This window comes from Roseomonas alba (genome assembly GCF_019430885.1).
In the GTDB taxonomy this organism is placed as follows: Bacteria; Pseudomonadota; Alphaproteobacteria; order Acetobacterales; family Acetobacteraceae; genus Neoroseomonas; species Neoroseomonas alba.
The window spans coordinates 382,763-406,289 of record NZ_JAHYBZ010000003.1; the positions used below are offsets into that span (position 1 = coordinate 382,763).

18 protein-coding genes are annotated in these 23,527 nt (G+C 71.4%); 14 read left to right on the plus strand and 4 right to left on the minus strand.

The features are described 5' to 3' along the window. Positions 1-87 precede the first annotated feature (87 nt). Positions 88-1,491 carry an adenosylhomocysteinase gene (ahcY, locus tag KPL78_RS10470; RefSeq protein WP_219762886.1) on the minus strand — a complete coding sequence of 468 codons (1,404 nt, stop codon included), beginning with the start codon at positions 1,489-1,491 and terminating at the stop codon, positions 88-90. A 168-nt stretch (positions 1,492-1,659) separates the two neighbouring features. Here ahcY and KPL78_RS10475 point away from each other — a divergent pair, with 168 nt between their 5' ends. After that, the gene (locus KPL78_RS10475; RefSeq protein WP_219762887.1) at positions 1,660-2,328 is read left to right on the plus strand and encodes a YjbF family lipoprotein; all 669 of its coding nucleotides are present in this window, start codon (positions 1,660-1,662) and stop codon (positions 2,326-2,328) included. Here KPL78_RS10475 and KPL78_RS10480 read toward each other — a convergent pair. The 3 genes from KPL78_RS10480 to KPL78_RS10490 form a co-directional block, all read right to left on the minus strand. Next, the gene (locus tag KPL78_RS10480; RefSeq protein WP_219762888.1) at positions 2,309-3,367 is read right to left on the minus strand and encodes a glycosyltransferase family 4 protein; all 1,059 of its coding nucleotides are present in this window, start codon (positions 3,365-3,367) and stop codon (positions 2,309-2,311) included. The genes KPL78_RS10475 and KPL78_RS10480 overlap by 20 nt on opposite strands. Positions 3,368-3,516: 149 nt before the next feature. After that, on the minus strand, positions 3,517-5,664 hold the full coding sequence (locus KPL78_RS10485; RefSeq protein ID WP_219762889.1) for a YjbH domain-containing protein: 2,148 nt from the start codon (positions 5,662-5,664) through the stop codon (positions 3,517-3,519). Between the two features lie 196 nt (positions 5,665-5,860). Further along, positions 5,861-8,527 carry an SLBB domain-containing protein gene (locus tag KPL78_RS10490; RefSeq protein WP_369412728.1) on the minus strand — a complete coding sequence of 889 codons (2,667 nt, stop codon included), beginning with the start codon at positions 8,525-8,527 and terminating at the stop codon, positions 5,861-5,863. Positions 8,528-8,733: 206 nt separating this feature from the next. Here KPL78_RS10490 and KPL78_RS10495 point away from each other — a divergent pair, with 206 nt between their 5' ends. The 13 genes from KPL78_RS10495 to ptsP all read left to right on the plus strand — a co-directional run bounded on the left by KPL78_RS10495 (position 8,734) and on the right by ptsP (position 23,441). Next, positions 8,734-10,824 (plus strand): heparinase II/III domain-containing protein, encoded by a 2,091-nt coding sequence (locus KPL78_RS10495; RefSeq protein ID WP_255568840.1) that lies wholly within the window; start codon positions 8,734-8,736, stop codon positions 10,822-10,824. Continuing rightward, a complete protein-coding gene (locus KPL78_RS10500; protein WP_219762891.1) occupies positions 10,824-11,723 on the plus strand; it encodes a hypothetical protein in 900 nt (299 codons plus the stop codon). Before KPL78_RS10495 ends, KPL78_RS10500 begins: the two co-directional genes overlap by 1 nt. 456 nt (positions 11,724-12,179) lie before the next feature. Further along, positions 12,180-13,406, plus strand: coding sequence for an O-antigen ligase family protein (locus tag KPL78_RS10505; RefSeq protein WP_219762892.1), 1,227 nt, complete (start codon positions 12,180-12,182; stop codon positions 13,404-13,406). Further along, complete coding sequence (locus tag KPL78_RS10510) at positions 13,375-13,980, plus strand: sugar transferase (RefSeq protein ID WP_219762893.1); 606 nt, start codon at positions 13,375-13,377, stop codon at positions 13,978-13,980. The genes KPL78_RS10505 and KPL78_RS10510 overlap by 32 nt, the downstream gene beginning before the upstream one ends. Positions 13,981-14,008: 28 nt before the next feature. Beyond that, positions 14,009-15,202, plus strand: coding sequence for a DegT/DnrJ/EryC1/StrS family aminotransferase (locus KPL78_RS10515; protein ID WP_369412729.1), 1,194 nt, complete (start codon positions 14,009-14,011; stop codon positions 15,200-15,202). Beyond that, entirely contained in the window at positions 15,190-16,587 is a 1,398-nt protein-coding gene (locus KPL78_RS10520; protein WP_369412731.1) for a glycosyltransferase family 4 protein, read from the plus strand. Before KPL78_RS10515 ends, KPL78_RS10520 begins: the two co-directional genes overlap by 13 nt. Before the next feature lie 202 nt (positions 16,588-16,789). Continuing rightward, positions 16,790-17,863, plus strand: a complete 1,074-nt coding sequence (gene wecB / locus KPL78_RS10525; RefSeq protein WP_219762894.1) for a non-hydrolyzing UDP-N-acetylglucosamine 2-epimerase — start codon at positions 16,790-16,792, stop codon at positions 17,861-17,863. Beyond that, positions 17,860-18,987 carry a glycosyltransferase gene (locus tag KPL78_RS10530; RefSeq protein ID WP_219762895.1) on the plus strand — a complete coding sequence of 376 codons (1,128 nt, stop codon included), beginning with the start codon at positions 17,860-17,862 and terminating at the stop codon, positions 18,985-18,987. The genes wecB and KPL78_RS10530 overlap by 4 nt, the downstream gene beginning before the upstream one ends. A gap of 406 nt (positions 18,988-19,393) precedes the next feature. Next, positions 19,394-19,825 (plus strand): HPr kinase/phosphorylase, encoded by a 432-nt coding sequence (locus KPL78_RS10535; protein ID WP_219762896.1) that lies wholly within the window; start codon positions 19,394-19,396, stop codon positions 19,823-19,825. Continuing rightward, positions 19,822-20,808 carry an RNase adapter RapZ gene (gene rapZ / locus KPL78_RS10540; RefSeq protein WP_255568841.1) on the plus strand — a complete coding sequence of 329 codons (987 nt, stop codon included), beginning with the start codon at positions 19,822-19,824 and terminating at the stop codon, positions 20,806-20,808. The genes KPL78_RS10535 and rapZ overlap by 4 nt, the downstream gene beginning before the upstream one ends. After that, the gene (locus KPL78_RS10545; RefSeq protein ID WP_219762897.1) at positions 20,805-21,248 is read left to right on the plus strand and encodes a PTS sugar transporter subunit IIA; all 444 of its coding nucleotides are present in this window, start codon (positions 20,805-20,807) and stop codon (positions 21,246-21,248) included. The genes rapZ and KPL78_RS10545 overlap by 4 nt, the downstream gene beginning before the upstream one ends. An 89-nt stretch (positions 21,249-21,337) precedes the next feature. After that, complete coding sequence (locus KPL78_RS10550) at positions 21,338-21,607, plus strand: HPr family phosphocarrier protein (RefSeq protein WP_219763146.1); 270 nt, start codon at positions 21,338-21,340, stop codon at positions 21,605-21,607. Further along, complete coding sequence (gene ptsP, locus KPL78_RS10555) at positions 21,597-23,441, plus strand: phosphoenolpyruvate--protein phosphotransferase (protein ID WP_219762898.1); 1,845 nt, start codon at positions 21,597-21,599, stop codon at positions 23,439-23,441. Before KPL78_RS10550 ends, ptsP begins: the two co-directional genes overlap by 11 nt. Positions 23,442-23,527: the final 86 nt, after the last annotated feature.

Sequence of the window (23,527 nt, forward strand, 5' to 3'; positions counted from 1 at the left end):
AGCGCCAGGTATCGGTTTCCAAAGGCCTTGTGACCTTTGGTGGGGTGGGCCCGGGAGGGGCAAAGCCCCTCCAGGGCCGGCCCCGTCTCAGTACCGGTACGCCTCGGCCTTGAACGGCCCCTGCGGCGACACGCCGATGTAGTCCGCCTGCTGCTGCGTCATCTTGGTCAGCGTCGCACCAACCTTCGCCAAGTGCAGCGACGCCACCTTCTCGTCCAGGTGCTTCGGCAGCACGTAGACCTTCTTCTCGTACTTGCCCGGGTTGGTCCACAGTTCGATCTGCGCCAGCGTCTGATTGGTGAAGGACGCGGACATCACAAAGGACGGGTGGCCGGTGGCGTTGCCCAGGTTCACCAGGCGGCCTTCGGACAGCAGGATGATGCGCTTGCCGTCGGGGAACTCGATCTCGTCCACCTGCGGCTTCACGTTGTCCCACTTGAAGTTCTTCAGGCCGGCGACCTGGATCTCGCTGTCGAAGTGGCCGATGTTGCACACGATGGCGCGGTGCTTCATCGCGCGCATGTGGTCGACCGTGATGACGTCGACATTGCCGGTCGCGGTGACGAAGATGTCGGCCTGCGGGGCGGCCTGGTCCATCGTCACGACCTCATAGCCTTCCATCGCGGCCTGCAGCGCGCAGATCGGATCGACTTCGCTGACCATGACGCGGCAGCCGGCGTTGCGCAGGGACGCGGCGGAGCCCTTGCCCACGTCGCCGAAGCCGCAGACCATCGCGACCTTGCCGGCCATCATCACGTCGGTGCCGCGGCGGACCGCATCCACCAGGGATTCCCGGCAGCCATAGAGGTTGTCGAACTTCGACTTGGTGACGCTGTCGTTCACGTTGATGGCGGGGAACAGCAGCTTGCCTTCCTTCGCCATGTTGTACAGGCGGTGCACGCCCGTCGTGGTTTCCTCGGACACGCCCTTGATGGCGCCGGCGAGCTGCGCGAACCAGCCCGGCTTGGTCTTCAGGCAGTCCTTGATCAGGGCGAAGAAGACGGTCTCTTCTTCATTGGTCGCCTTGTCGAGGAAGGCGGTGTCACCCTGTTCGGCGCGCAGGCCGTAATGGACCAGCAGCGTCATGTCGCCGCCATCGTCCAGCAGCACGTTGGGCGTGCCGCCATCGGCCCATTCCAGCGTGCGCTTCACATACTGCCAGTATTCCTCGAGCGTCTCGCCCTTGATGGCGAAGACCGGCGTGCCGGTCGCGGCGATCGCGGCGGCCGCGTGGTCCTGGGTCGAGAAGATGTTGCACGAAGACCAGCGCACATCCGCGCCGAGGGCCTTCAGCGTCTCGATCAGCACGGCGGTCTGGATGGTCATGTGCAGGCAGCCGGCGATGCGCGCGCCCTTCAGCACTTGCGACGGGCCGTATTCGGCGCGGGTCGCCATCAGGCCGGGCATCTCGTCCTCGGCCATGGAGATTTCCTTCCGGCCCCAGCCGGCGAGGGACAGATCCTTCACGACGAAATCGGCGGCAGCGGACATGCGCGTTCTCTTCCTCAGGCTTCTGGGCGACGCCGGGCGGGTAGCATGGCGGGCCGGGGGAGGCCAGAGAGCATGATCACTGATAAGGATATCTTTATGTGATCATCGCAATGCCTGACGCCGCTATTCGCGCCTGGGTTTATCGAAACGGCATGATATTCTCGTGTTATGCGCCGCGTCGCCCTGCTGTGCCTGCTGCTCACCGCCGCCTGCGACACGCCGGCGAGCGACCTCTTCACCGTGCCCGCCTGGGCCGAGGCCCTGCTGGTCCAGGACGCCCATGAGGCCGAATGGGAGGACGGCCCTGCCGGCCCGCCCGAGGGCGAACCGGCCCTCGCCCTCACCCTCGGCAGCCGTCGCGGCATCGCCCTGCTGATCCAGGAGGAAGGCGAGCGCCGGCTCTGGCGCACCCCCGGCGGCGTCGCCGTGCAGACCGAAGGGGCCCGCGTCGTCGCCACCGCCGGGCTGCGCCAGGTCCTCGCCGCGACACGTTTCGACGGCACCGACCTGCTGATGCGCCTGCCCGAGCTCGGCCCCGGCGAATGGCGCGCGACGCGGGTGGTGGACCTGATGCGATCAGCCTTCGACCCCGCCCGCATGCGCTTCGGCGTGCGGCTCGACTGCCGGCTGTCCATCGGCCAGGCCGAGATCGCCGACACCCTGCTGATCGAGGAACGTTGCCGCGGCGGCGCCCGCACCACCAGCCGCTTCTGGGCCGATGCCGGCAGTTATGCCGTGTTCCGATCCGAACAATGGGTCGGGGACGACCTCCCGCCTCTGGTGGTCGAGGTCGTCTCCGCCCGCAACCCGACCGAGATCATCCCGCTGCCCAGGTGAGCCCCGCGCGCCGCACCCGCCGCGCGACATAGACCGCCCAACCGATCTGCACGGCCAGCGCCGGCAGCACGATCAGCGGCTTGGCGGACGGCGTCATGGCGAGGAACAGCCAGACCAGCCCGCCATGGAACAGCACGAAGCCCCAATGCGTCGCGGCCACTGCCCGCACCGACAGCCCCGACCGCTGCGCCATCTGGTACAGATGCGTCCGGTGCGCGGCCGCGACGCGCTCGCCCCGCAGCGCACGGCGCACCAGCGTGAAGGCCGCATCGAACAGCAGCCCGAACAGCAGCAGCGGCACGATCAGGAAGGACACCGACGCCGCATCGAAACGCGCCGCCGCCACCGCCAGCACCGCCATCATGAAGCCGAGGAACTGGCTGCCCACATCCCCCATGAAGATGCGCGCCGGGTTCAGGTTGAACGGAACGAACCCCGCCAGCCCGGCCGCCAGCAGCAGTGACGCGGCATAGACGAACCAGCCGCCCTCCTCCCCCGACACGACGCACAGGATCACGGCGGCGAGGAACACCGACCCGCCGACCAGCCCGTCCAGCCCGTCCATGAAGTTCAGCGCATTGGTGCAGCCGACGATCCAGAACAGCGTCAGCGGCAGCCCGATGACCCCGAGCGGCACCTGCCCCACCCAGGGCACCGCCAGCCGGTCGACCACGAGCCCCGAGGCGATCGCCACCAGCGCCGCCACCGCCTGCGCCGCCAGCTTCACCGAAAAGCGCAGGTCGGACACGTCGTCCCACAGAGACACGCCCGCGATCGCCACCGCCGCCCCGATCACGCCGAGGAATTGCGGCGGCGGCAGCCGCGCATAGTCCGCGCCGAAATACAGCAGAGCCATCCCCGCCACGAAGGCGACCACCACCCCGAGCCCACCCCCGCGCGGCGTCGGCCGGACATGCGACGACCGCGCGTTGGGATGGTCGAGGATCGGATAGGCAATCATCAGCCGCACCACCCCGGCAGACAGCAGGGCGAGGCAGAACGCGACGGCAAGATGCCTGAAGACAGCGTCGATCAGCATGGGCGGGGCGCGCTATGGACCGGCACGGGCAGGGCGTCCAGCACCGGGGAGGGCTCCGCCCTCCCCGGAACCCCTCCCGCCAAAGGCCCACGGCCTTTGGAGACCATCTGTCAGCCTGTCCCACCCGGCGCCACACGACCGCCCATCCTTCAGCGGGTGAACCAGGCGACGCCCCGCTGAAGGGCCTCCTCGCGGCCCTCGCGCGTCAGCTCCCACAGCGGGTTCTCCACGGCCAGACGCTGGCCACCGTCGCGCTGCACGCTGCGGATCACCGCACCCATATTCGACCGCGTCTGCACCCCGAACAGGTCCAACGGCACCCGGATGAAAATGCCCTTGTCGAAGGATCCCTCGCCGAAATCGCTGTAGGACGCGCTGGTCAGCGTCGCGAAGGCCCCGACCTCGATGCCGGAATCAAAGCGCCGCGCAACCTCGACCGTCCCGCCCCAGTCCCCGGCCAGGTAGCGCCCACCGCGCAACGTCGTCGTCAGATTCCACCAGGGCAGATCGAGGTATAGCGACACCTGCCCCGTCGTCACCCGGTAGTCCTGCAGGCCGAAGCGCTGGTCGTAGTCCCGCTGCGCCACATAGTTCACATCCACCCCGATCCCCCAGGGCTGGTCATGCGGCCGGTACAGGATCTCGCCCGACACCCCGGCGAACATGGGCTCCAGATACCCCACCGTCGCCCGCGCGAAGACGTCCGGCGCCGGCGACCAGATCCGCTCGGCATAGAGCGACGTCACCGCGAGCGTCTGCCCCTCATCCGCATAGAACGCGTAGTCGGACCGGACATGCGGCAGTAGGGAATCGGACGGGCCGGCGCTCGACAGGTTCTGCCCCACCACCTGCGCAACCCCGCCCGCCAGCGAGAACCCCGCCCCGAACTCCACCCGCGCCCCCGCCGCCACCGCGGCCTGCCACAGCGCCGTGCGGGACGGATCGCCCAGGATCAGCCGCAGCCCCGGCTCCACTCGCCAGTCGAAGAAGGGTCCCTCGGCGCGCACCGCGTCCTCGAAGGGATCACCCGCCGCCATGAGCGTGGCGGTGGCGAAGATCTCCTCCGCACTGCCATAGCCGCGCGCCGCGGCCTCCATCGCGGACCGCAACACCATGATGCGGGCGACCTCCGCCCCCGCCAGGGACCAGGACACCACCACCCGCTCCACCTGGCGCGGCAGCAGAGGCTGCGCCGCCCGCACCACCCGCCCGACCACCTGGGCGAGTGTCCGGTATCGCCCGTCGCCGACCGCGATCCGCGCCTCGTCGCCCTCGATCGCCAGCGCGCGGGGGCTCAGCCCGGCCTCGCGTAGCGCGGCGAACATGCGCGGGGCGATCAGCCGCGCCTCGGGCGAGGCATCATCGGGGCGCTCCGCCATTGCCGGCGGCGGCCGCAGCGGCGCGCGCGGCGGGTTCGCCGCATCCATCCTCACCGAGGCGCGGAACAGCACATCCGTGCCGTTCACATACTGCACCCCGACATCGAGCCAGTCGTTCTGCCATTGCAGCCCGGCATTCACCCGTGAATCGGCGATGCCCAGCAGCTCGGTCGTCCGCGCCGGATACCCGCCCCGTTCGTCCCGCAGCCGGTCGCCGCTGACCTCCAGCTTGGCGCGCAGCCCCTCGAGCACGCCCCAGGGCGTCGGGATCGGCGGCACCGACCATTCGACGCCGCCGAAAATCGAAATGTCCTCGCCCCGGAAATAGGTCCCCCAGCGCGGCGTGCCGCCCTGCCCCACATCGCGCGTGCGGTCGTTGAACCCGCCCCAGATATCCGCCAGCGGATTGTTGCCGTCGCCATAGGTCCCGAGCCGCCCCCAGCCCATCCCCAGGCTGACGTCGAAATCCCAGAGGCGCTTGGACGCGACCAGGTATTCGCCCGCATAGATCCCGGTCCCGACAACGTCCTGGATCCCGACCGCGAGCGCCGGCCGCCAGTCATTTTCCTCCCACAGCCGAATCTTGATGTCGAAGGACCGGTCCGAGACCATCCCCTCGCCGGTCGTGCCGTTCAGGCGTTCGCTGAGCCGGAAGGTCGTCTCCAGCCAGGGCAGGGCCTGGAAGCCGAGGAACCAGAAATTCCGCTGATGCCGCAGGCCGAACCCGGCCTCGAGCGTGCCATCGGGCCGGAAGCGCGCATTGCGCATCTCGATCAGGCCGACGCCGCCCCAGTCGGAACCCGAACCCTCCGGCGCGTCCTGGGCCTGCGCGGGGAGGGCGAGCAGCGCCAGCAGGGCCAGGGCGTAGCGGGAGGGGCTTTGCCCCTCCCGGACCCACCCCACCAGGATGCTGGGCATCCTGGACCGCAATCTTTTGGCACCCGGCCCGACAGATGCGACGAGCCCTCCCAACGCGTTTCGTGCGCAAGGGCGGGTCTCGGCACCCTTCCGCCCTTGCCGCCGGGCGCCAAGTACCGGTTTCCAAAGGCCCTTCGGCCTTTGGCGGGGTGAGGTCCGGAGAGGGGCAGAGCCCCTCTCTGGTCCACCAGCCGTGTTAATTCCCCGCCTCGCGCGCAATCACCGCCAGCGCCGCCGCGGACACCGAGATCTGCCCCAGCACCTGCGTCAGGTCCCGCACGAACCCCCAGGTCTCATAGGGGCTCGGGTCCTGCGGCACGACCACCAGGCTGCCCGGCGGCACCGGCGGCCCGCCCTGCTGCCAGGCGGACAGACCGGCCGCGGTGGATTGCCCGTTGGGCAGCACGATGAAGGCGCGGGACGGATCGGCGAAGCGCTGCGTCCCGCCGGAGCCGCGGACATAGTCGCTCGCCCGCCAGCCGGAGCGGAATTGCAGCGACCCCGGGTTCAGCACCGACCCCACAACGGTCACTTCATTGGGCCGCTTGGGAATGGCGATGATGTCGCCGGGTTCCAGCAGGACGTCGAGCTCGGGCCGTGCGGCGAGGATGACCGGGTTGGCCTCCACCACCATGCGCCCGGCGGCGCGGGCCTCGCGCAGGGAGTTGGCGAGTTCCCGCCCTGCCGTGATCGCCGCACCGAGATCGACGCCCGTGCCGCGCGACCCGGCCACGGCCTGGCCGGAGGCGACCTGGATCAGGCTGGTCTCCAATTCCCGCGCCGTGCGGGCGAAGCCTTCCTGCTGGCGCTCGCGCACCGATTGTCGCGTGAAGACCGCGCCATAGGGATAGGCCTGGGGCGTCAGCCCGCCGGCACGGGCGATGACCTCGGACAGGCGTTCCCCGCGGCGGATGTCGTAGGTGCCGGGACGCAGAAATTCGCCGAGCAGGATGACCGGCCCGGTATCGCGGTCCCCGAAGCCGCGCGGGATGCGGATGGTGTCGCGCGCAGACAGGCGCACCGCCGCGAAGTTGCGGCTCGTCAGATCCAGCCGCGTGCGGGCAAGCGGGATCGCGCCCCCGCCATCGGGCGGTTCGCGCGCGAATTCCACGACGCGCAGGTCGGCCGCATCCGACAGCCCGCCCGCCGCAGCAATGACGGTGTCGAGGCCCGTATCGTCGGTGATGGGGAACAGGCCCGGCGTGCGGACCTCCCCGGTCAGCACGACCGACTGATCGAGCATGAAGGCCGGCAGGTCCGGATAATCCAGATAGACCTGCGGGCAGGGCGCGGCCCCGATCTCCGGGAAACCTGCCCCCTTCACATGGGCGTAGCGTTGCGGCGAGGCACGCGACGCCAGCGCCAGGCTGGTCAGCGCCGGGCAATCCGCCACCGGCGGTGCGTTGGGCGCGGGCGTGGGAGCCTCTCCCCGCAGCGCACGCTGCACGGCCGGCGAGGTCAGGAAGGCGATGTCCGACCGGGCGAAGACGATGACCTCGTCGCCTTCCTGCAGCGGCATGTTGGCGCGGCCTTCCAGCACGCGGCCGAGGTCGAAGGCCCGGAAGTTCCGCTGCCCGGTCTGCCGGTCCGCCCGCCACACCACGCCGAGCCGAACATAGGGATCGTTGCGCAGCAGCCGCCGGTCCGAGATCAGCCCGCGCAGTGTCTGGGATTGCCGCCCGCCGGCCGCCGCGCGCGTCACCGGCACGGCGACATGCCCCGCCAGCCGCACGGTGTTCGCCACCACATCGGCCCCGGGCTGCACCAGCACCGCGTCGCCGCGGCGGACGGCGGATGTCGGCGCCAGCTCCGCGAAGGACCGTCGGCCCGCGCCATCGCTCTGCTGCACCAGCAGCCGGTTGCCGCCCTGGCGGATGGTGCCCCCGGCCAGCGCCAGCATGTCGCCCAGCGGCGCGCTCGCCTGCCGGGAGGGCAGTTCGTAGATCGCCGGCCGTGCCACGTCGCCGGCGACGGCAACCGTGCCGCCGACGGGCGGGACGATGATGCGATCGCCCTCGCGCAGCGACAGATCCGCATCGCCGGGCGCATCGGCGATGACGCTGTAGAGGTCCACGACGCGGCGGCCGCGTGGCCCCTCGATGCGGATGGCGCGCAGCGACCCGGTCTTGCGCACGCCGCCCGTCGCCGACAGCGCGTCCAGCACGGTGGACAGAGCGTTCAGCGCCTGGAAACCGGGCCGCACCACCTCCCCGGCGACGAAGATGTTCATCTGCCGGACCTGGCCGATCGACAGGAAGACCTCGGACCCGCCGAGGTCCCGTGTCGCCAGCCCTTCCAGATGCGCCCGCAGGTCCTTCAGGCTGCGCCCGGTGGCCGGAATGGGCGCGAGGTCCGGCAGCAGCAGATTGCCGTCGCGCCCGATTCGCAGAGTCAGCGTCTGCCGGGCGCGGCCGCGGAAGGCGACGATCACCTCGTCATCCGGACCGAGGATGTAGTCCTCCGGCAGCGCCCCGAAGCCAAGTGCCGCGCCACCGCCGCCGCCGCGGAAGGTCTCGTAGCCGAATTGCCGCAGCGGCGGACCGTCGAGCCGCGCGGCGAAGAAGGATTCGGCCGAGGAGAGTGGATCATCCGGCACCACCGGCGCCGGCAGCGGCTGCGCGGCGATGGCCGGCAAGGGCAGGATCGACGCCGCGCGCGGCATCCCGGCGGGCGGCCCGCGCGTCGCCCCGCCATCCAGCAGGCGCTGCAATGCCTCCTGCGCCGCGCCGGGCGGCAGGTTCGGTAGCGGCGTCCCGCTGGGGACCAGGGATGGCAGGGTCGGCGGCGTCAGCAGTGGCGACCCGCCTGGCCCCGTCTGCCCCAGCGCCGCCGCCGACAGCCCAAGCAGTGTCGCGATCACCACCGGCAGGATCCGGCAGAGGGTCGAGGTCAGGCCTGGCAACGGGCGCGGTGGCAAGGGAATCAGAAACGCCTAGCGACAGTTTGAAAACAAGTTATACAACCTACAGGCGATTGTTAACCTCCGGAAAGAGCCCGCTGACCGAGAGCGCCCTCCTCGCCGAGCCCGCAACGCCCGCCCCGCGCGGAAGCGGCGGGCTGGCGCGGGCCTTGCTGCACGCCGATGCGGCCTGGCGGCTCGGCCCCCGCGCCTGCGCCCTGTTTGCCTGGCACCGGCTGAGGCTGCGCGCGGGCGTGATCGCGCGCAGCCTTGGCGATATCGTGCTGCCATCCGGCCGCTTGCTGCCCGATGCCATGCCCGGCGACCGCCTGGCCGGCGATGCCGCCGCCTTGGCCGCCGCTGCCGAAGCCGCAGTCGCTACCGGCTGGCATGGGCCGTTTCCCGCCGACACGCTGGCCGCCGATCTCGACCTCTTCACCCCCGGCGACATCCGGCCTGTCTGGGAAGCGAATCGGCTTCTCGCCCTGCCGCTGCTGGCGCTTGCCGCGCGCTGCGCCCCCGCCGATGGCCATCTGGAACGCGCCGAGGTCCTGCTCGCCGATTGGCGCGCCGCGAACCCGCCCTTCCGCGGCCCGGCCTGGGCCTGCGGGCAGGAAGCCGCGCTGCGCGCCCTGCATCTCTGCCTGGCGCTCGCGCTGCTGGAGGTCGACCGCGCTCCGCCCCCCGCGATGCGCGCCCTGCTCGCCGCGCACGCCCGCCGCATCGCCGCCACCCGCGCCTACGCCGCCGCGCAGGACAACAACCACGCGATCAGCGAGCCCGCCGGCCTCTTCGTCCTCGGCCTGGTGCTGAACGACCGGCGGATGGCGCGGCATGCCGCGCGCGACCTGGTCCGCGCCGTCGCCTGGCTGGTCGCACCCGATGGCAGCTTCGCCCAGGCCTCGCCCGGCTATCACCGGCTGCTGCTGGACACGCTGTCCCTCGCCGAGTGGTTCCGCCGCCGCCATGGCGCGCCGCCCTTCGATCCTCCGTTCGCATCCCGCACGGCCGCCGCGACGGCTTGGCTCGCGCGCGTGATGGAACCGGGCAGCGGCGCCCTGCCGCGCTGTGGCGCGACGGATGATTCGCACCTGGCCGACCTGACGCTCCATGGCGCCGCTGACGCGCGGGGAAGCGTCGGGCGCGCCATCAGTCTGTTCGCGGCGGAACAGAACGATGGTGGGTCGGTCGCGGAACTGATCTCGGCCGGAGCCCATGCCCGCGAGGAAGAACTGGAGGGGCTTTCGCGCTCCGGAACGCCCCGGCAAGGCCTTCCCGATGACCGGGATAGGCCCGCCGAAGAAGATCGGAGGGGCTCTGCCCCTCCGAACCACCCCGCCAAGTGCTTGGAGCACTTGGAACGCAGCTACTTGGTATCGGGCACGGGGGTCGCGCCCTTGCCCTTGAAGTGGGCTACGGGCGCAAGAGCAGGCTTCGGCGCCTTTCCTGGCTACGGCGCACCGCGCCAAATTTCGGCTTTCAAAGGCTCTGTGGCCGATGGGCTCCCATCCACGTTGCCTGCAACATCAATGGGTTCCCCTGATGGGGAGGCTTGCAGGGGCCAAGCCCCTCCAACTCCACCGCAGAAGCCCCAGAACGGCCTCGCCGCCGCGGAGCCCGTCCCCTGGCACAGCGAAGGCTGGTTCGGCGTGCACAACGCCCGCTTCCGCCTGCTCCTGCGCACCGGCGCGCCGTTGCGTTTCCGGCCAAGCCAGGCCGACCTGCTGCATCTCGACCTCACCCTGGATGGACAGCCGCTGCTGATCGATGGCGGCACCGGCGCCTACAATCCGCCGCCGGACGACGCCTGGTGGACCGATGCCCTCGCCGGCACTGCCGGGCACAACACGATCGAGTTCGACAGCCAGGAGCAGATGCCGCGCATCGGGCGTTTCCTGTTCGCCCGCTGGCCGGCCTGCCGCGCCTTGCCGGACGGCGGCGCCCTCCGCGACCACCGGGGCCGCGCCCACCAGCGCCGCATTCGGCTGTCGCCAACCGCCGTGACCATCGAGGAGCAGGTCGGCGGCCCCTTCGCCCGCTTGGTGCTGCGGTGGCGCCTCGCCCCGGGAGCTTGGGACCTGACCACGACAGGCGTGTCAGGACCCCGCGCCCGCATTGTCGTGACAGCCGACGTGCCCCACGGCATCCGCCTCGCTCAGGGATGGCACAGCCCGGCCTATGGCCGCGTCGAACCCGCGCCGGTGCTCGAAATGACCGCCGCCGCGCCCGTCACCCGCCTGGTCACGCGGGTGGAGGCGTGATGATGCCCGTCCAGCTTCTGCTCTCCGGCCTGTGGCGGCGGCGGTGGCCACTGCTGGGCCTGACCGCGGTGCTGTGGACCGCGGGCGTCGCCCTGGTGCTGGCCATGCCCCGCGCCTATCTCGCCCAGGCCCTGGTCGCGCCGGCGGAGACGACTTCCTTCGCCGTCTCCTCCCTGCTCTCGCCGTCCCCGTTCGCACCCGCCGGCCTGCTCGACACGCGGCCGAACGGCAATTTCGCCGTCTATCTCGGCGCGCTGCGTAGCCCGGAAGCCGCCGCCGTCCTGCTCCGCGACACCGGCATCGGCGCAGCGCTCGCGGAACGGCGCCGCACTGGCGCCGGCGGTGCGTTCCGCGGGCTGTTCGATCTGGACCGCCCGGTGGATGCCGACGACGTACAGGATTGGCTGGAGCGCAATCTCGCCGTCACCCAGTCGCTCGCCTCGGTGACCTGGACGCTGGAACTGCCGCATGCCGACCCGGCGCTCGCCCTTGCGATGCTGCGGCGCCTGCACGCCTTCGCCGAGGCCAAGGTGCGCGGCGACCTCGCCGAGCAGGCGGGCCGCCGCGTCGCCGCTCTCGAAGCCCGGATCGCGCGCGAGAACGACCTGTTCCTGCGCAACAGCCTGTATGAATTGCTGGCCCAGCAGCAGCGCGCCGGACTGGTCGTGGCAGCCGACGAGGTCGTCGCCGCGCGCCTGGTGTCGGCGCCGATGGTGGAGGCGCGGCCTTCCCTGCCCAATCGCCCCCTGCTGATCGCCCTGATGACGGTGGCGGTGCCGATCGCCGTGCTGCTCGGCGCCGCGTCGCTTCTGCTGCTGCGCTTCGATCCGACCGCGGCCACCGCACCGCGCCGGCGGCAGGAACCGGAACTGGCGCCGGGGATGGCAAGTGCCGATTGACGCCCATCGGAGGAACTCTGCCCGTCCGAGCCACCCCGCCAGGGGATTGGATCCCCTGGACCGCACTCTGCTGATACCGGGCAGCAAGGTCATGTCATGCCCTCCCAGCGCGTTTCGGGCGCAAGGGCGGGCTTCGGCATCCCATTCTGCCCGCGGCGCACGGCACCAAAGTGAGGTTTGCAAAGGCCCTGTCGCCTTTGCTGGGGAGAGTTCGGGGGGGGCAAAGCCCCCCTCGATCCCGCAGCGGAAGCAAGCATGTCATCAGGAAGGCGCTGCGGCCTCTGCCGGGGTGATTTGGAGAGGTGGCGCCCCTCCAACGCCACAGCGGCAGCGTCGGAGTGATCAGAAGCGCCTTTCGGCCGATGGAACCCCACGGATGCTGCACGCAACGTCCAGGGGAACCTACCGCGGGGCAGGGTCTGGAAAGGGAGAGAACCCCTTTCCGATGGTCGGCCCATGACGGCCCTGGCCGGCATTTTCGCCGCCATCCTCCACTTCGCCGGCGCGCTGAAATCGACTCCGCTCCTCGCCGCGCTTCCATTCGACCTCACCGCCGTTGCCGCCATGGCCCTGCTGGTCGTCCTGCCATTGCCGGCGCTGGCCAGCGACTGGCACGCCGATCCGCTGATCGCGCTACCGCTTGGTGCCTGCGGCGCACTGTGGCTCTGGCTCGTGCTCGCTGGAGCCTGGAGTCCTTCGACCGGCATCCTCGCCGCGAAGCTGCAGGATGTCGTGCTGCTCGGGCCTGTCATGCTGGCAGCCGGACTGGCAATCGCGGCGCAGGATCGGGCGCTGGCGCACTGCGCCAACGCGGTGCTGGCCATAGGCGCCGTGGTTGCGGCGAGCATCGCCTGGGGCCTGGCGACCGATCGCATCGTGCTTGGCGGCCTGCCCGGCGCCAGTCCCGACCAGACCCGCGTGCAGTACCAGATCGCCGGACTGGCCATTGCCTCCGCCGCGGCGTTGGCGGCGGTGCGCGCGGCCGAGGCGCCTCGCGTGTTCCCTCGCCTCCTGTGGCTCGGCTTCGCCTTCGGTCTGTCGGCGGTCGTGCTGCTGCCGGGCGGGCGGGCGGCGCTGCTGGCGCTGGCGCTGGCGCTCGCCACGGCGCCGGCCATCGCGCTGTGGCGATCCGCGCGGCGGGGCCTCGCGATGCTGTGGCCCGCCGCGGTGCTGCTCGCAACCGCGGCGGTACTCGCGATGGTCCTCGCCGATCCGCCCCTCGCCACCGGCCTGCGCACGCTGGAACGGCTGTCGGAGGGCGAGGTCGCGCAATCCTCGGGCCGGCTTCCCCTGTGGCGCGCGGCGGCAGAGAAAGGCGGCGAGGCCATGCCCTGGGGCCTCGGCACCGGGGGCTTTACCGTCGCCGCGGGCCATGGCGAGCGGCGCGGCCTCTACCCTCACAACCATCTGCTCGAAGCCATGGCCGAGGGCGGGTTGCCGGGCCTCGTGCTGTGGCTGATCGCCTTCGGCGGCGGTGGGCTGGCGGCGGTCCGGCTGGGGGCACAGGCCACGGTGGCGCGGGCGGCGCGGGTCGCGGCGCTCGCGCTGCCGGTCGCACTGTCGATCATGGTCTCGACCGATCTCGGCAACCGGATGGCGTGGTTCGCGCTGGGACTGGCGCTTGGACTCGGATTGCGGGCGGAACCACGACATGTACCGGCGCTTCGGCAAGCGGGCCTGTGACGCGCTGGGCGCGGCGCTGCTGATGGTGGCGCTGGCACCGGTCATGGCAGCGGTGGCGCTGGCGGTGAGGGCTGCGCTCGGTCGTCCGGTGCTGTTCCGCCAGACCCGGGCGGGGCTGGGCGGCGCGCCGTTCACCCTGCTGAAGTTCCGCACCCTGCAGAACGGCGCCGGCGACGATGCGGCGCGCATGACACGCCTCGGCCGGCTGCTGCGCGCCGTCGCGCTGGATGAACTGCCGCAACTGGTCAACGTGCTGCGCGGCGAGATGTCCCTGGTCGGGCCCCGTCCGCTGCCGCTGGACTATGTCCCGCGCTACTCGGCGCGCCAGGCGCTGCGGCTGACGCTGCGGCCGGGCCTGGCTGGCCTTGCCCAGGCGGCCGGCCGCAACGCCGTGCCCTGGGACGCGCGGTTGGAACTCGACGCCCGCTATGCCGAGGCCCCGCCACGGATCGGGCGAGATGCGCTGATCCTGATGCGCTGCGCCGCGCTCGCCCTGATGGCGCGCGGCGCCGCCGCACCAGGACACGCAACCATGCCGATCTTCGGGAAAATAACCGACAAAACCCCTGGTTGATTTTCAAATCATTCAATATCGTCATTGCGTGACATTTCTCGCGCCGCTCCACCCTGCGGCGCGGCCTCTCGGCGGTCTTGCCGCTGAGGTTTCGCCGCGCCGTATCCACCTCTCCCCTCCACATCTGACGGGGCGGGAGGCTGCGGCGCTCCAGGCGGTGCTGGACAGCGGCTGGGTCGCGCCGGCCGGACCCGCTATCCCGGCCTTCGAGGCAGCGATCGGGGCTGTCACCGGCTTTACCCAGGTGCTCGCCACCGCCTCGGGCACCGCGGCCCTGCATCTCGCCTTTCGCGTCCTGGACATCGCGCCCGGGGATGAGGTCTGGGCCCCAGGCTTCACCTTCGTCGCCACTATCGCGCCCGCGGTGCAGATGGGCGCCGTGCCGCGATTCCTCGATGTCGATGCGGGGTCATGGACGCTCGATCCTGATCTGCTGCGGCGGGAACTGCGCGCGGCGGCGCGGCGGGGCCGGCTGCCGCGAGCAGTGGTGGCGGTCGACATCTACGGCCAGGCGGCCGAGCTCGACGCCATCCTCGCCGCCTGCGGCCACTGGGGCGTCCCGGTCGTCAGCGACAGCGCCGAGGGGCTGGGCGCCACCATCCGCGGCCGTCACGCCGGGCGCGGCGCGCTGCTCGCGACGCTGTCCTTCAACGGGAACAAGATCGTCACCGCAGGCGGGGGCGGGGCACTGGCTTCGGACGATCCGGTGCTGATCGGGCGCGCGCGGCACCTCGCCAGCCATGCCAAGGATCCGGCGCCGCACTACCAGCACAGCGCCACCGGGCATGCCTATGGGCTTTCCTCACTGCTCGCGGCGGTGGGGCGGGTGCAGCTTGCCGATCTCGCGCCGCGGGTCGCGGCGCGGCGAGCCATTTTCGCACGCTATGCCGCTGGCCTCGCCGACCTGCCGGGCCTGTCCTTCATGCCCGAGGCGCCCTGGGGCATGGCCACGCGCTGGCTGACCGCGCTGCTGGTGGATCCCGTCCGCTTCGGCACGGATCGCGAGGCACTGCGCGAGAGCCTGGATGCCGCCGGCGTCGAATCCCGTCCGGTCTGGAAGCCGCTGCCGCTGCAGCCGATCTTCCGCGACGCGCCGGCAGCCGGCGGCACGGTGGCCGAGGCACTCTTCGCCCGCGGTCTCTGCCTGCCCTCCGGCACCGGGATGGAAGCTGGCGACCAAGATCGCGTGATCACGGCGATCCGTGACGCGTGCCGCGCGTGACTCTGCGCATTCTCTACCTGCATCAGCACTATTCCTCGCCGGAGGGCAGCATGCCGACGCGCAGCCACGGCTTCGCCCAGGCCCTGGTCGCCCGCGGTCACGCGGTGACGATGGCCTGCGGCCGCTATGCCGGCGCGTCGACAGGATTGACCGGCCCGTTCCGGCGCGGGCGACGGGAGGGCTCACGGCAGGGCCTCCATGTCGTGGAATTCGATATCCCCTGCGGCAATGCCATGACCCTGCCCGCGCGCAGCGCCGCCTTCCTGCGCTACGCCGCGCGCGCGACGCGGCTCGCCCTCGGGCAGCACTGGGACCTGATCATTGCGTCCTCCACCCCGCTCACTGTCGCGCTGCCGGCATTGGCGGCGCGGAAGCTGCGCGGCACGCCCTTCCTGTTCGAGATCCGCGACCCCTGGCCGGAACTGCCCCGGGCCCTGGGCGGCGTGCCGCGACCCTTGCTGGCGGCGATGGACCGGCTGGCAACCGCCGCCTGCCGCCGTGCCGCCGCCACCGTGGCACTGTCCGAGGGCATGGCCGAAACCGCGCTCGCCCGCGGCGCAGATCCGGCACACGTGCATGTCGTGCCCAATGCCTGCGACCTTGACCTGTTTGGCCCGCACATCGCCCCCTGGCGGCCGGAGCAGGCAGGGCCGCAGGAATGCCTAGCCCTCTATGCCGGCGCGCACGGCCGGGCGAACGGGCTGTCCACGCTGCTGGATGCCGCGGCGATCCTGCGTGCCCGGGGCGAAAAGCGCCTGCGCATCGTCCTGGTCGGCGAAGGCTCCGAGAAGCCCGCCCTGATGGCCCGCGCCGCCGCCGAGGGGCTGGCCAACGTCACCTTCCTCGCCCCCCAGCCGCGCGCGGCGATCGGCGCGCTGCATGCCGGCTGCCAGATCGCGCTGCATCTTCTGGCGGACATTCCCGCCTTCGCGGAATGGACGGCGCCGAACAAGCTGATGGATGGGCTCGCCGCTGGCCGGCCCGTCATCACCAACCAGCCCGGCCGCGCAGCACGCATCGTCGAGGATGGGCCGTCCGGCGTCGCGGTGCCGCCGGGGGACGCGGCGGCGCTGGCGGATGCGCTGGTGTTCCTGGCGATGCAGCCCGCGGTGCGGGAGGCCATGGGGGCAGCCGGGCGACGACAGGCCGCGACGCGGTGGGATCGGCGGCTGCTGGCGGAGCAGTTCTGCGAGGTCGCCATTGGAGGGGCTTTGCCCCTCCAACCCACCCCGCCAAAGGCCACAGGGCCTTTGGAAACCGATACCTGGCGCCGGGCCCCTCGGGCCGTCGCCGATATCGGGACACGCATCCGTGCGCCGGGGGTGTCCGTTGCCCCCGGCACCGGATCAAGGTTTCCAAAGACCTTCCGGATGCCCCCAACATGACGGCGTCATTCAAGGCACCATCCCCTGGCGCCGAGCACGAATGGCATCCACAGCCCCGACAGCACGTTCCGTGGGCAAGCGCAGATCCGGGCGTTGCTCCTGCCGGCGGCGTCCAGTGCCGAGTGACGGTTTCCAAAGGCCTCGGGCCTTTGGTGGGGGGAGGTTCGGCGGGGGGCAAAGCCCCTCTCCGACCCGCCTCGCGATGACCCTTCCCATCGTCCACCTGGTCGCCGCCGCCCGCCCCAACATGCCCAAGCTGGCGGCCCTCTGGCATGCCCTCGCGGAGGCCGCGCCGATCTGCCTCCCCGCCCTGGTCCACACCGGCCAGCACCACGACGCCGCCATGTTCGGCGACCTGCTCGAAGACCTCCGCCTGCCACGGCCGGCGATTTCGCTGGGTGTGTCCGGCGGCACCCACGCCGAGCTGACCGGCCGTACCATGATCGCGGCCGAGGCCGCCTGGCGCGCGCATCGCCCGGCCCTGGTCGTCGTCGCCGGCGACGTGGACGGGGCGCTGGCCGCGGGGCTCGCGGCGCGCAAGCTCGGCATCCGCCTGGCGCATCTCGAGGCCGGGCTGCGCTGCGACGACCGCGACATGCCCGAGGAGGTGAACCGCCGAGCGCTGGACGCGATTTCCGACCTGCTATGGGCTCCCGACCGGGACGCGGCGATGCGGCTGATCGCCGACGGCTTCGGCGCGACGCGGGTCAGGGCGGTGGGCAATGCGATGGTGGATTCGCTGCTGCGCCACTTGCCCGAAGCGCGCAACCGGCCCCTGCCGGCCGGGCTGGAACGCGGGGGCTATGGGATCGTCACGTTGCATCGTCCTGCCAATGTCGATGATGCCGGGACGCTCTCGCAGCTGATGTCGGCATTGGCCGCGACGGCGCGGCACATGCCCCTGGCCTGGCCGCTGCACCCGCGGACTGCCGCACGGATGGCGGCGTTCGGCATCGCGCCGCCGCCGGGCGTGACCATGCTGCCGCCGCTGCGCTACCTCGATTTCCTGGCACTGATGGCCCACGCGCGCGTGATCGCGACCGACAGCGGCGGCGTGCAGGAGGAAGCGGCCGCGATCGGCCTGCCCTGTCTGACCGTGCGGCCGTCCACCGAACGGCCGGCGACGCTCGCCGCCGGCGGCAACCGCCTGGTGACGCCCGAGACGCTGCCTTTCGCGGTGCTCGACCCGCCGGGGCGGGCCAAGCCCATACCGCTATGGGATGGCCAGGCCGGCGCGCGGATGCGCGGCCATCTCGCCGAGGTGCTGGCCGCATGACGGTGCTGATGCTCTCCGCCGCCCATCCGCCGGGCGATATCCGCGTGGTGCGCAAGGAGGGGGAGGCGCTGGCGGCGGCAGGCTGGCAGGTGATGCATCTCTGCCCGGGCGAGGAACACAGCCCGGCACAGGTCGGCCGCGTGGCGATCGCGACGCATCGTCACCGCCGGCTGTGGGGGTTGCTGGCCTTGGCACGGGATGCGGCGACTCTCCGACCGGCGGTAATCCATGCCTCGGAGCCCGATGCCTGGCTGGCGGCACTGATCGCCGGGCGGCGCTGCGGCGCGCGGGTCGTGCTGGATGTGCATGAGCACTACCCCTCGCGCCTGGATGCACGGCTGCCCGCACCACTGCGGCCGGTCGCGCGGGCGGCCATCCGGCTCGCCTGCCGACTGATGGGCCGGGCGGCGGATGCGGTGGTGGTGGCGAAGGACGGGCTGGACGGGGATTTCGCCGGCGCGCGCATCGTCCAGGTGCGGAACTACGCGCCGGCACCGGTCGCCGCGCCGCGTCGGCACGGGCTTGGCCCGCTGCTGCTCGGCCATCTCGGCGCGCTGACGCGGGCGCGGGGCTGGCCGACCATGCTCGACGCGCTGGCCCTCGCCCCGGCGGAGACGCGGTTGCTGCTGATCGGCCGCTTCACCGATGGCAGCGAGGCGGAATTCCATGCCCACGCCGCCGCACTTGGCCTCGCGAAGCGCGTGGCCGTCACCGGCTGGCTGCCGCAGGCCGAGGCCCTGGACCGGCTGCGGGACTGCGACCTGGCGTTGGTGCTGTTCCAGCAGGGCGAGGAGAATCATCGCCTCGCCCTGCCGCACAAGCTGTTCGACGCCATGGCGGCGGGCATCCCCGTCATCGCCCCCGCCTTTGCCGAGGAAGTGGCCGCCGTGGTGCGGGCCGCTGGCTGCGGGCTGCTGGTGGATAGCGGGGACGCCAGGGCCGTCGCGGAAGCGGTCGCCACCTTGGCGGATCCGGCGCGGCGGTCGGCCCTGGGCCATGCCGGCTGGGTGGCGGCAGGCGGCACCTTCGCCTGGGAGACCGAAGCGGACCGCCTGGTCGCCCTCTACCGAACCCTGCCGCAGTGCGCACCCTGCCGCGATGGCGAAGTCGTGCCGGCGCGGTGAGCAGTGGAGGGGACCTGCCCCTCCAAGCCGCCCTGCCAAGAGGCCACAAGGCATTTGGAAACCGTCACTTGGCGCCGGACATCAATGATCGGGTGCCACGACGATCGGCGCTATAGGCACGATGCGCCTGCGGATATCGGAAACCGGCTGCCCCGCCCAACAGCGGGTCAAGGATTCCATAAGGCCCTGTGACCTTTGGCGGGGGGTTCGAGGGAGGGCGTCGTCCTTCCCCGCGCCACCATCGCCATGGATCTTCGCGCGGATGGGCAAGACTCCTCCCGGTCGTGCGGCGCAGGAAACAGGACCCCTGTCCCATCCAGGCCCGCACACCCCTGTTCATGTTCCAGTGCTTTCCCCGCTGCCCCAATTCTGCCACTGTCCGCCCCGGACGGAGTGCCACGCTGGGATGTTGCTTCACGGTAGCTGCGCCTCGCGCGATGCGGCGGCGATCCTGCTGCTGGGCCCTTCGGGGTCCGGCAAGTCGGATCTCTTGCTGCGCCTGATCGCGCGGGGGTGGGATCTGGTGGCGGACGACCAGGTGGTGGTCGACGGGGTTGCGGTTTCGGCACCGCCCGCCTTGCGGGGGATGCTGGAGGTCCGGGGGCTCGGCGTGTTCCGGGATGTGGCGGTGGCCGAGGGGGCTCGACTGACGCTGGTGGTGGAATTGGTTGCGCGGGATCGCGTGGTGCGCATGCCGATGCCGGCCCATTGGGCCCCGGCCGGGGTCCCGCGCGTGGCGCTGCATGCCTTCGACGCCTCGGCGCCGGAGAAGGTGTCGCTGGCCCTCGATGCCGCGCTCGGCCGCAGGGCGCAGCGCGCCGGGGCCTTCGCGGCATGATGGATGGGCCACCAACCCCGCCGCGCCGCCAGCTCGTGCTGGTGACGGGGCTTTCGGGGGCGGGCAAGGCGTCGATCCTCAATGTGCTGGAGGATCTGGGCTACCAGGCGGTGGACAATCCGCCGCTGGCCGTGCTCGGCGCCCTGGTGGGCGATGGCGATGAGCTGCTCGCCGCCGGGGTGGACAGCCGCACCCGGGATTTCGAGCCGGAGGCGGCGCTGCGCCTGATCGAGGAACTGCGTCAGCGGCCCGACATCACGATCACCCTCGTCTTTGCCGCGGCCGAACCCGACATCCTGCTGCGCCGCTTCACCGAGACGCGCCGGCGGCATCCGCTGGCACCGGGTGGACCGCTCGGCCACAGCGTGGCGGACGGCATCGCCCGGGAAGAGGCGCTGATGGCCCCGCTGCGGGCCGCGGCCGACATGGTCGTCGATACCTCCGACCTGCCGCTGCCGGATCTGCGCCGCATGATCGAGCGCCGATTCGGCACCGAGGGTGGCCCCGGCATGGGGGTTTCGGTGGTCTCCTTCTCCTATGCGAAGGGCCTGCCGCGGGAGGCCGACCTGGTCTTCGACCTGCGCTTCCTGCGCAATCCGCATTACGTCGAGGCGCTGCGACCGATGACCGGCCAGGACAAGCCGGTGGCGGATTATATCGAGGCCGATCCGGATTTCCTGCCGTTCTGGCGCTGCATGACCGATATGTTAAGCCCGCTCTTGCCCCGCTACGCACAGGAAGGAAAGAAGTACCTCACCATCGCGCTCGGCTGCACCGGCGGGAAGCATCGTTCGGTACTGGCAGCGGAACGTCTGGCACACCATCTTCACTCTGGCGGCTGGCGGGTGGACCTTTATCACCGCGAGCTGACGGCCGGCGCGACGCCGGGGACACCACGTGGCGGGATCGCCGCGGTCTCCCCGACGGAACCGCGCCTTGCCAGCCGCGCAGCGGGGCGGGAGGCCCTGACACAGGCATCATGATCGGCATGGTTCTGGTCACGCACGGCCGCCTGGCCGAAGAGTTGCGGCACGCCATGGAACACGTGGTCGGACCGCAGCAGGCGGTCGCGACGGTGTGCATCGGCCCCGACGACGACATGGAACACACGCGCGCCGACATCCGGCGCTCGGTCGAATCGGTGGATCAGGGCGATGGGGTGGTGGTGCTGACCGACATGTTCGGCGGCACGCCCTCGAACCTCGCCATGCAGATTGCCGGCGGCAACGGGCCCATCGAGGTCCTGGCCGGGGTCAACCTCCCGCTCCTCATCAAGTTCGCCAAGCTGCGCGGCGTCGAACCGCTCGCCGAAGCGGTGGACCATGCCCTCGCCGCCGGGCGCAAATACATCGCCAGCGGGAAGGAGGTCGCGGCCGGCACCGCCGCCATGCCGCCCGCCGCGATGAGGAGGAACGGCGCGTGAACGAATGGCCCGATGAGCCCGGGGCGCGCGTCGCCGCCGAGGCCCCACCGATCGATTCCTGCGGCTGCGACCCGTCGGGCGGCGATGGCATGGTGCTGAAGCGCAGCGTCGTCATCTGCAACAGCCGCGGGCTGCATGCCCGCGCCGCGGCGAAGCTGGTCTCCGCCGCCGAGCGTTTCTCCGCCTGCGTGACCGTGGTGCGCAACGGTGAGCGGGTGCCCGCCTGTTCCATCATGGGGCTGATGATGCTGGGCGCGGGCCAGGGTGCCGAGGTTATGATCGAGGCCGAGGGCTGGGACGCCAAGGAGGCGCTCGAGGCGGTCGCCGGCCTGGTCGAGGCCGGCTTCCATGAAGACTGAGAAGAACGACAGGACCGAGGCACCCAGGACGAAGTCGAAGGCGCGGTCCAGCGAGGTCGTCGTTCCGGGCATCGCCGTTTCGCATGGCGTCGCGGTCGGGCTGGTCTACGACACGACGGACCCGCCGGCGGAGACGCCGCACCGGGCCATTCCCGCCGATGCGGTGGATGACGAGAAGCAGAAGCTCGCCGCCGCCGTCGCCTTCTCCCGCAAGCAGGTCGGCAAGCTGAAGACCCGCATCGGCGTGCTTCCCGAGGAAGCGCAGGAGGAGCTGGAGCCGCTGCTCGACGCGCATCTGATGATGCTGGGCAATTCGCGGCTGATCCGCGGCGCCCGCAAGCGTATCGAGACGGAATTGCTCGGCGCCGAGACCGCGGTGCAGGAGGAGGCCGAGGAAATCCGCGCGGTCATCCTCGCCGCCAAGGACGACGACAAGGCGGGGCTCGCGCGCCGCGCCAACGAGGTGCGCGACATCGCCCGCCGCCTGGTGCGCAACCTGACGGCCACCCCCTTCCGCAGCTTCAAGGACCTGCCCGAGGGCTGCATCCTCGTCTCCGAGGAACTGACTCCGGCCGATGCGGCGCTGCTCGACCCATCCCGCGTCGCCGGCGTGGCGACCGAGGAAGGCGGGGCCGACGGGCATACCGCGATCATGCTGCGCGCGCTCGGCATTCCGGCGGTGCTCGGCGCGCCGGGCCTGACCGAGGCGGTGCAGCGTGGCGACCAGGTGGTCCTCGACGGCACGGCCGGCACGGTCGCGGTGCATCCCTCCGCGGCGACGCTGGCCACGGCGAAGGAGAAGCTCACCGCCTTCGCCAAGGAGCGGGCGAAGCTGTCCAAGCTCCGCCGCCTGCCCGCCGAGACCACCGATGGCGAGGCGGTGGAGCTGCAGGCGAACCTCGAAATCCCCCAGGAGCTGCCGCTGATCGCGCAGGCGGGTGCCATGGGCATCGGCCTGCTGCGCACCGAGTTCCTGTTCATGAACCGCGAGGACCTGCCCGACGAGGAAGCGCAGGTCGAGGCCTACACCCAGATCGTCGGCGCCATGGATGGCCTGCCGGTGACCATCCGCGTGCTCGACTGGGGCGGCGAGAAGGACATGGAAGCGCTGGCCGAGGGCGTCGCCCCGGGCCATGCCGGCAGCAATCCCGCGCTCGGCCTGCGCGGGCTGCGCATGCTGCTGAAGCGCCCGGAACTGCTGGAAGTGCAGTTCGCCGCCGTGCTGCGCGTGGCCGCGGCTCATAGCGACAGCCATGTGCGCCTGCTGCTGCCCATGGTCACCGTGCCCGAGGAAGTGCGCCAGGCGCGCGAGGTCTATGAACGCGTGGCCCGCCGCCTGCGCCGGCGTGGCGAGAAGCTGCCGGAGAAGCTGCCGCCGCTCGGCGTGATGATCGAGACGCCGGGCGCGGCGCTCGCCGCCGACGCCATCGCGCTTGAGGCGGACTTCTTCGCCATCGGGACCAATGACCTCGCCATGTACACCCTCGCGGTGGACCGGGCGGAGGCGGAGGTCTCGCATCTGTACGACCCGCTGCATCCGGCGGTGCTGCGCCTGGTGCAGTTCGCCACCGAAGCCGCGCTGCGGCTGCGCATGCCGGTCTCGGTCTGCGGGGAGATGGCGGGCAATCCGCAGCTCACCCCGCTGCTGCTGGGGCTCGGGGTGCGCACCTTCTCGATGAACGCCTCGGCGCTGCCGCGGGTGAAGCAGGCGGTGCGCGCCCTCGACATCGGCGATTGCGCCCGTTTCGCGCGGCGCGTGATGGAGCAGTCCGATCCGGCGCGCATCCGCGAATTGGTCGCCGGCTTTGCCGAAGGTGTGATCGAACGGGCGTGAAATCCTTCACGCCGCTCACCTTCGGAAATAAGCGAGTAACGCAACGCCTTGATCCTGCCTTGGTTGCGCCCCCTCACCGCCCCTCG

Excerpts from the sequence above, each read along its gene's own strand:
- rapZ (WP_255568841.1), top strand. The coding sequence starts at position 19,822 with ATGATGGATGGGCCACCAACCCCGCCGCGCCGCCAGCTCGTGCTGGTG.
- KPL78_RS10550 (WP_219763146.1), top strand. The coding sequence starts at position 21,338 with ATGGTGCTGAAGCGCAGCGTCGTCATCTGCAACAGCCGCGGGCTGCAT.
- KPL78_RS10535 (WP_219762896.1), top strand. The coding sequence starts at position 19,394 with ATGTTGCTTCACGGTAGCTGCGCCTCGCGCGATGCGGCGGCGATCCTG.
- KPL78_RS10505 (WP_219762892.1), top strand. The coding sequence starts at position 12,180 with ATGACGGCCCTGGCCGGCATTTTCGCCGCCATCCTCCACTTCGCCGGC.
- KPL78_RS10480 (WP_219762888.1), bottom strand. The coding sequence starts at position 3,367 with ATGCTGATCGACGCTGTCTTCAGGCATCTTGCCGTCGCGTTCTGCCTC.
- KPL78_RS10500 (WP_219762891.1), top strand. The coding sequence starts at position 10,824 with ATGATGCCCGTCCAGCTTCTGCTCTCCGGCCTGTGGCGGCGGCGGTGG.
- wecB (WP_219762894.1), top strand. The coding sequence starts at position 16,790 with ATGACCCTTCCCATCGTCCACCTGGTCGCCGCCGCCCGCCCCAACATG.
- KPL78_RS10510 (WP_219762893.1), top strand. The coding sequence starts at position 13,375 with ATGTACCGGCGCTTCGGCAAGCGGGCCTGTGACGCGCTGGGCGCGGCG.
- KPL78_RS10475 (WP_219762887.1), top strand. The coding sequence starts at position 1,660 with ATGCGCCGCGTCGCCCTGCTGTGCCTGCTGCTCACCGCCGCCTGCGAC.
- KPL78_RS10530 (WP_219762895.1), top strand. The coding sequence starts at position 17,860 with ATGACGGTGCTGATGCTCTCCGCCGCCCATCCGCCGGGCGATATCCGC.
- ahcY (WP_219762886.1), bottom strand. The coding sequence starts at position 1,491 with ATGTCCGCTGCCGCCGATTTCGTCGTGAAGGATCTGTCCCTCGCCGGC.
- KPL78_RS10485 (WP_219762889.1), bottom strand. The coding sequence starts at position 5,664 with ATGCCCAGCATCCTGGTGGGGTGGGTCCGGGAGGGGCAAAGCCCCTCC.
- KPL78_RS10545 (WP_219762897.1), top strand. The coding sequence starts at position 20,805 with ATGATCGGCATGGTTCTGGTCACGCACGGCCGCCTGGCCGAAGAGTTG.
- ptsP (WP_219762898.1), top strand. The coding sequence starts at position 21,597 with ATGAAGACTGAGAAGAACGACAGGACCGAGGCACCCAGGACGAAGTCG.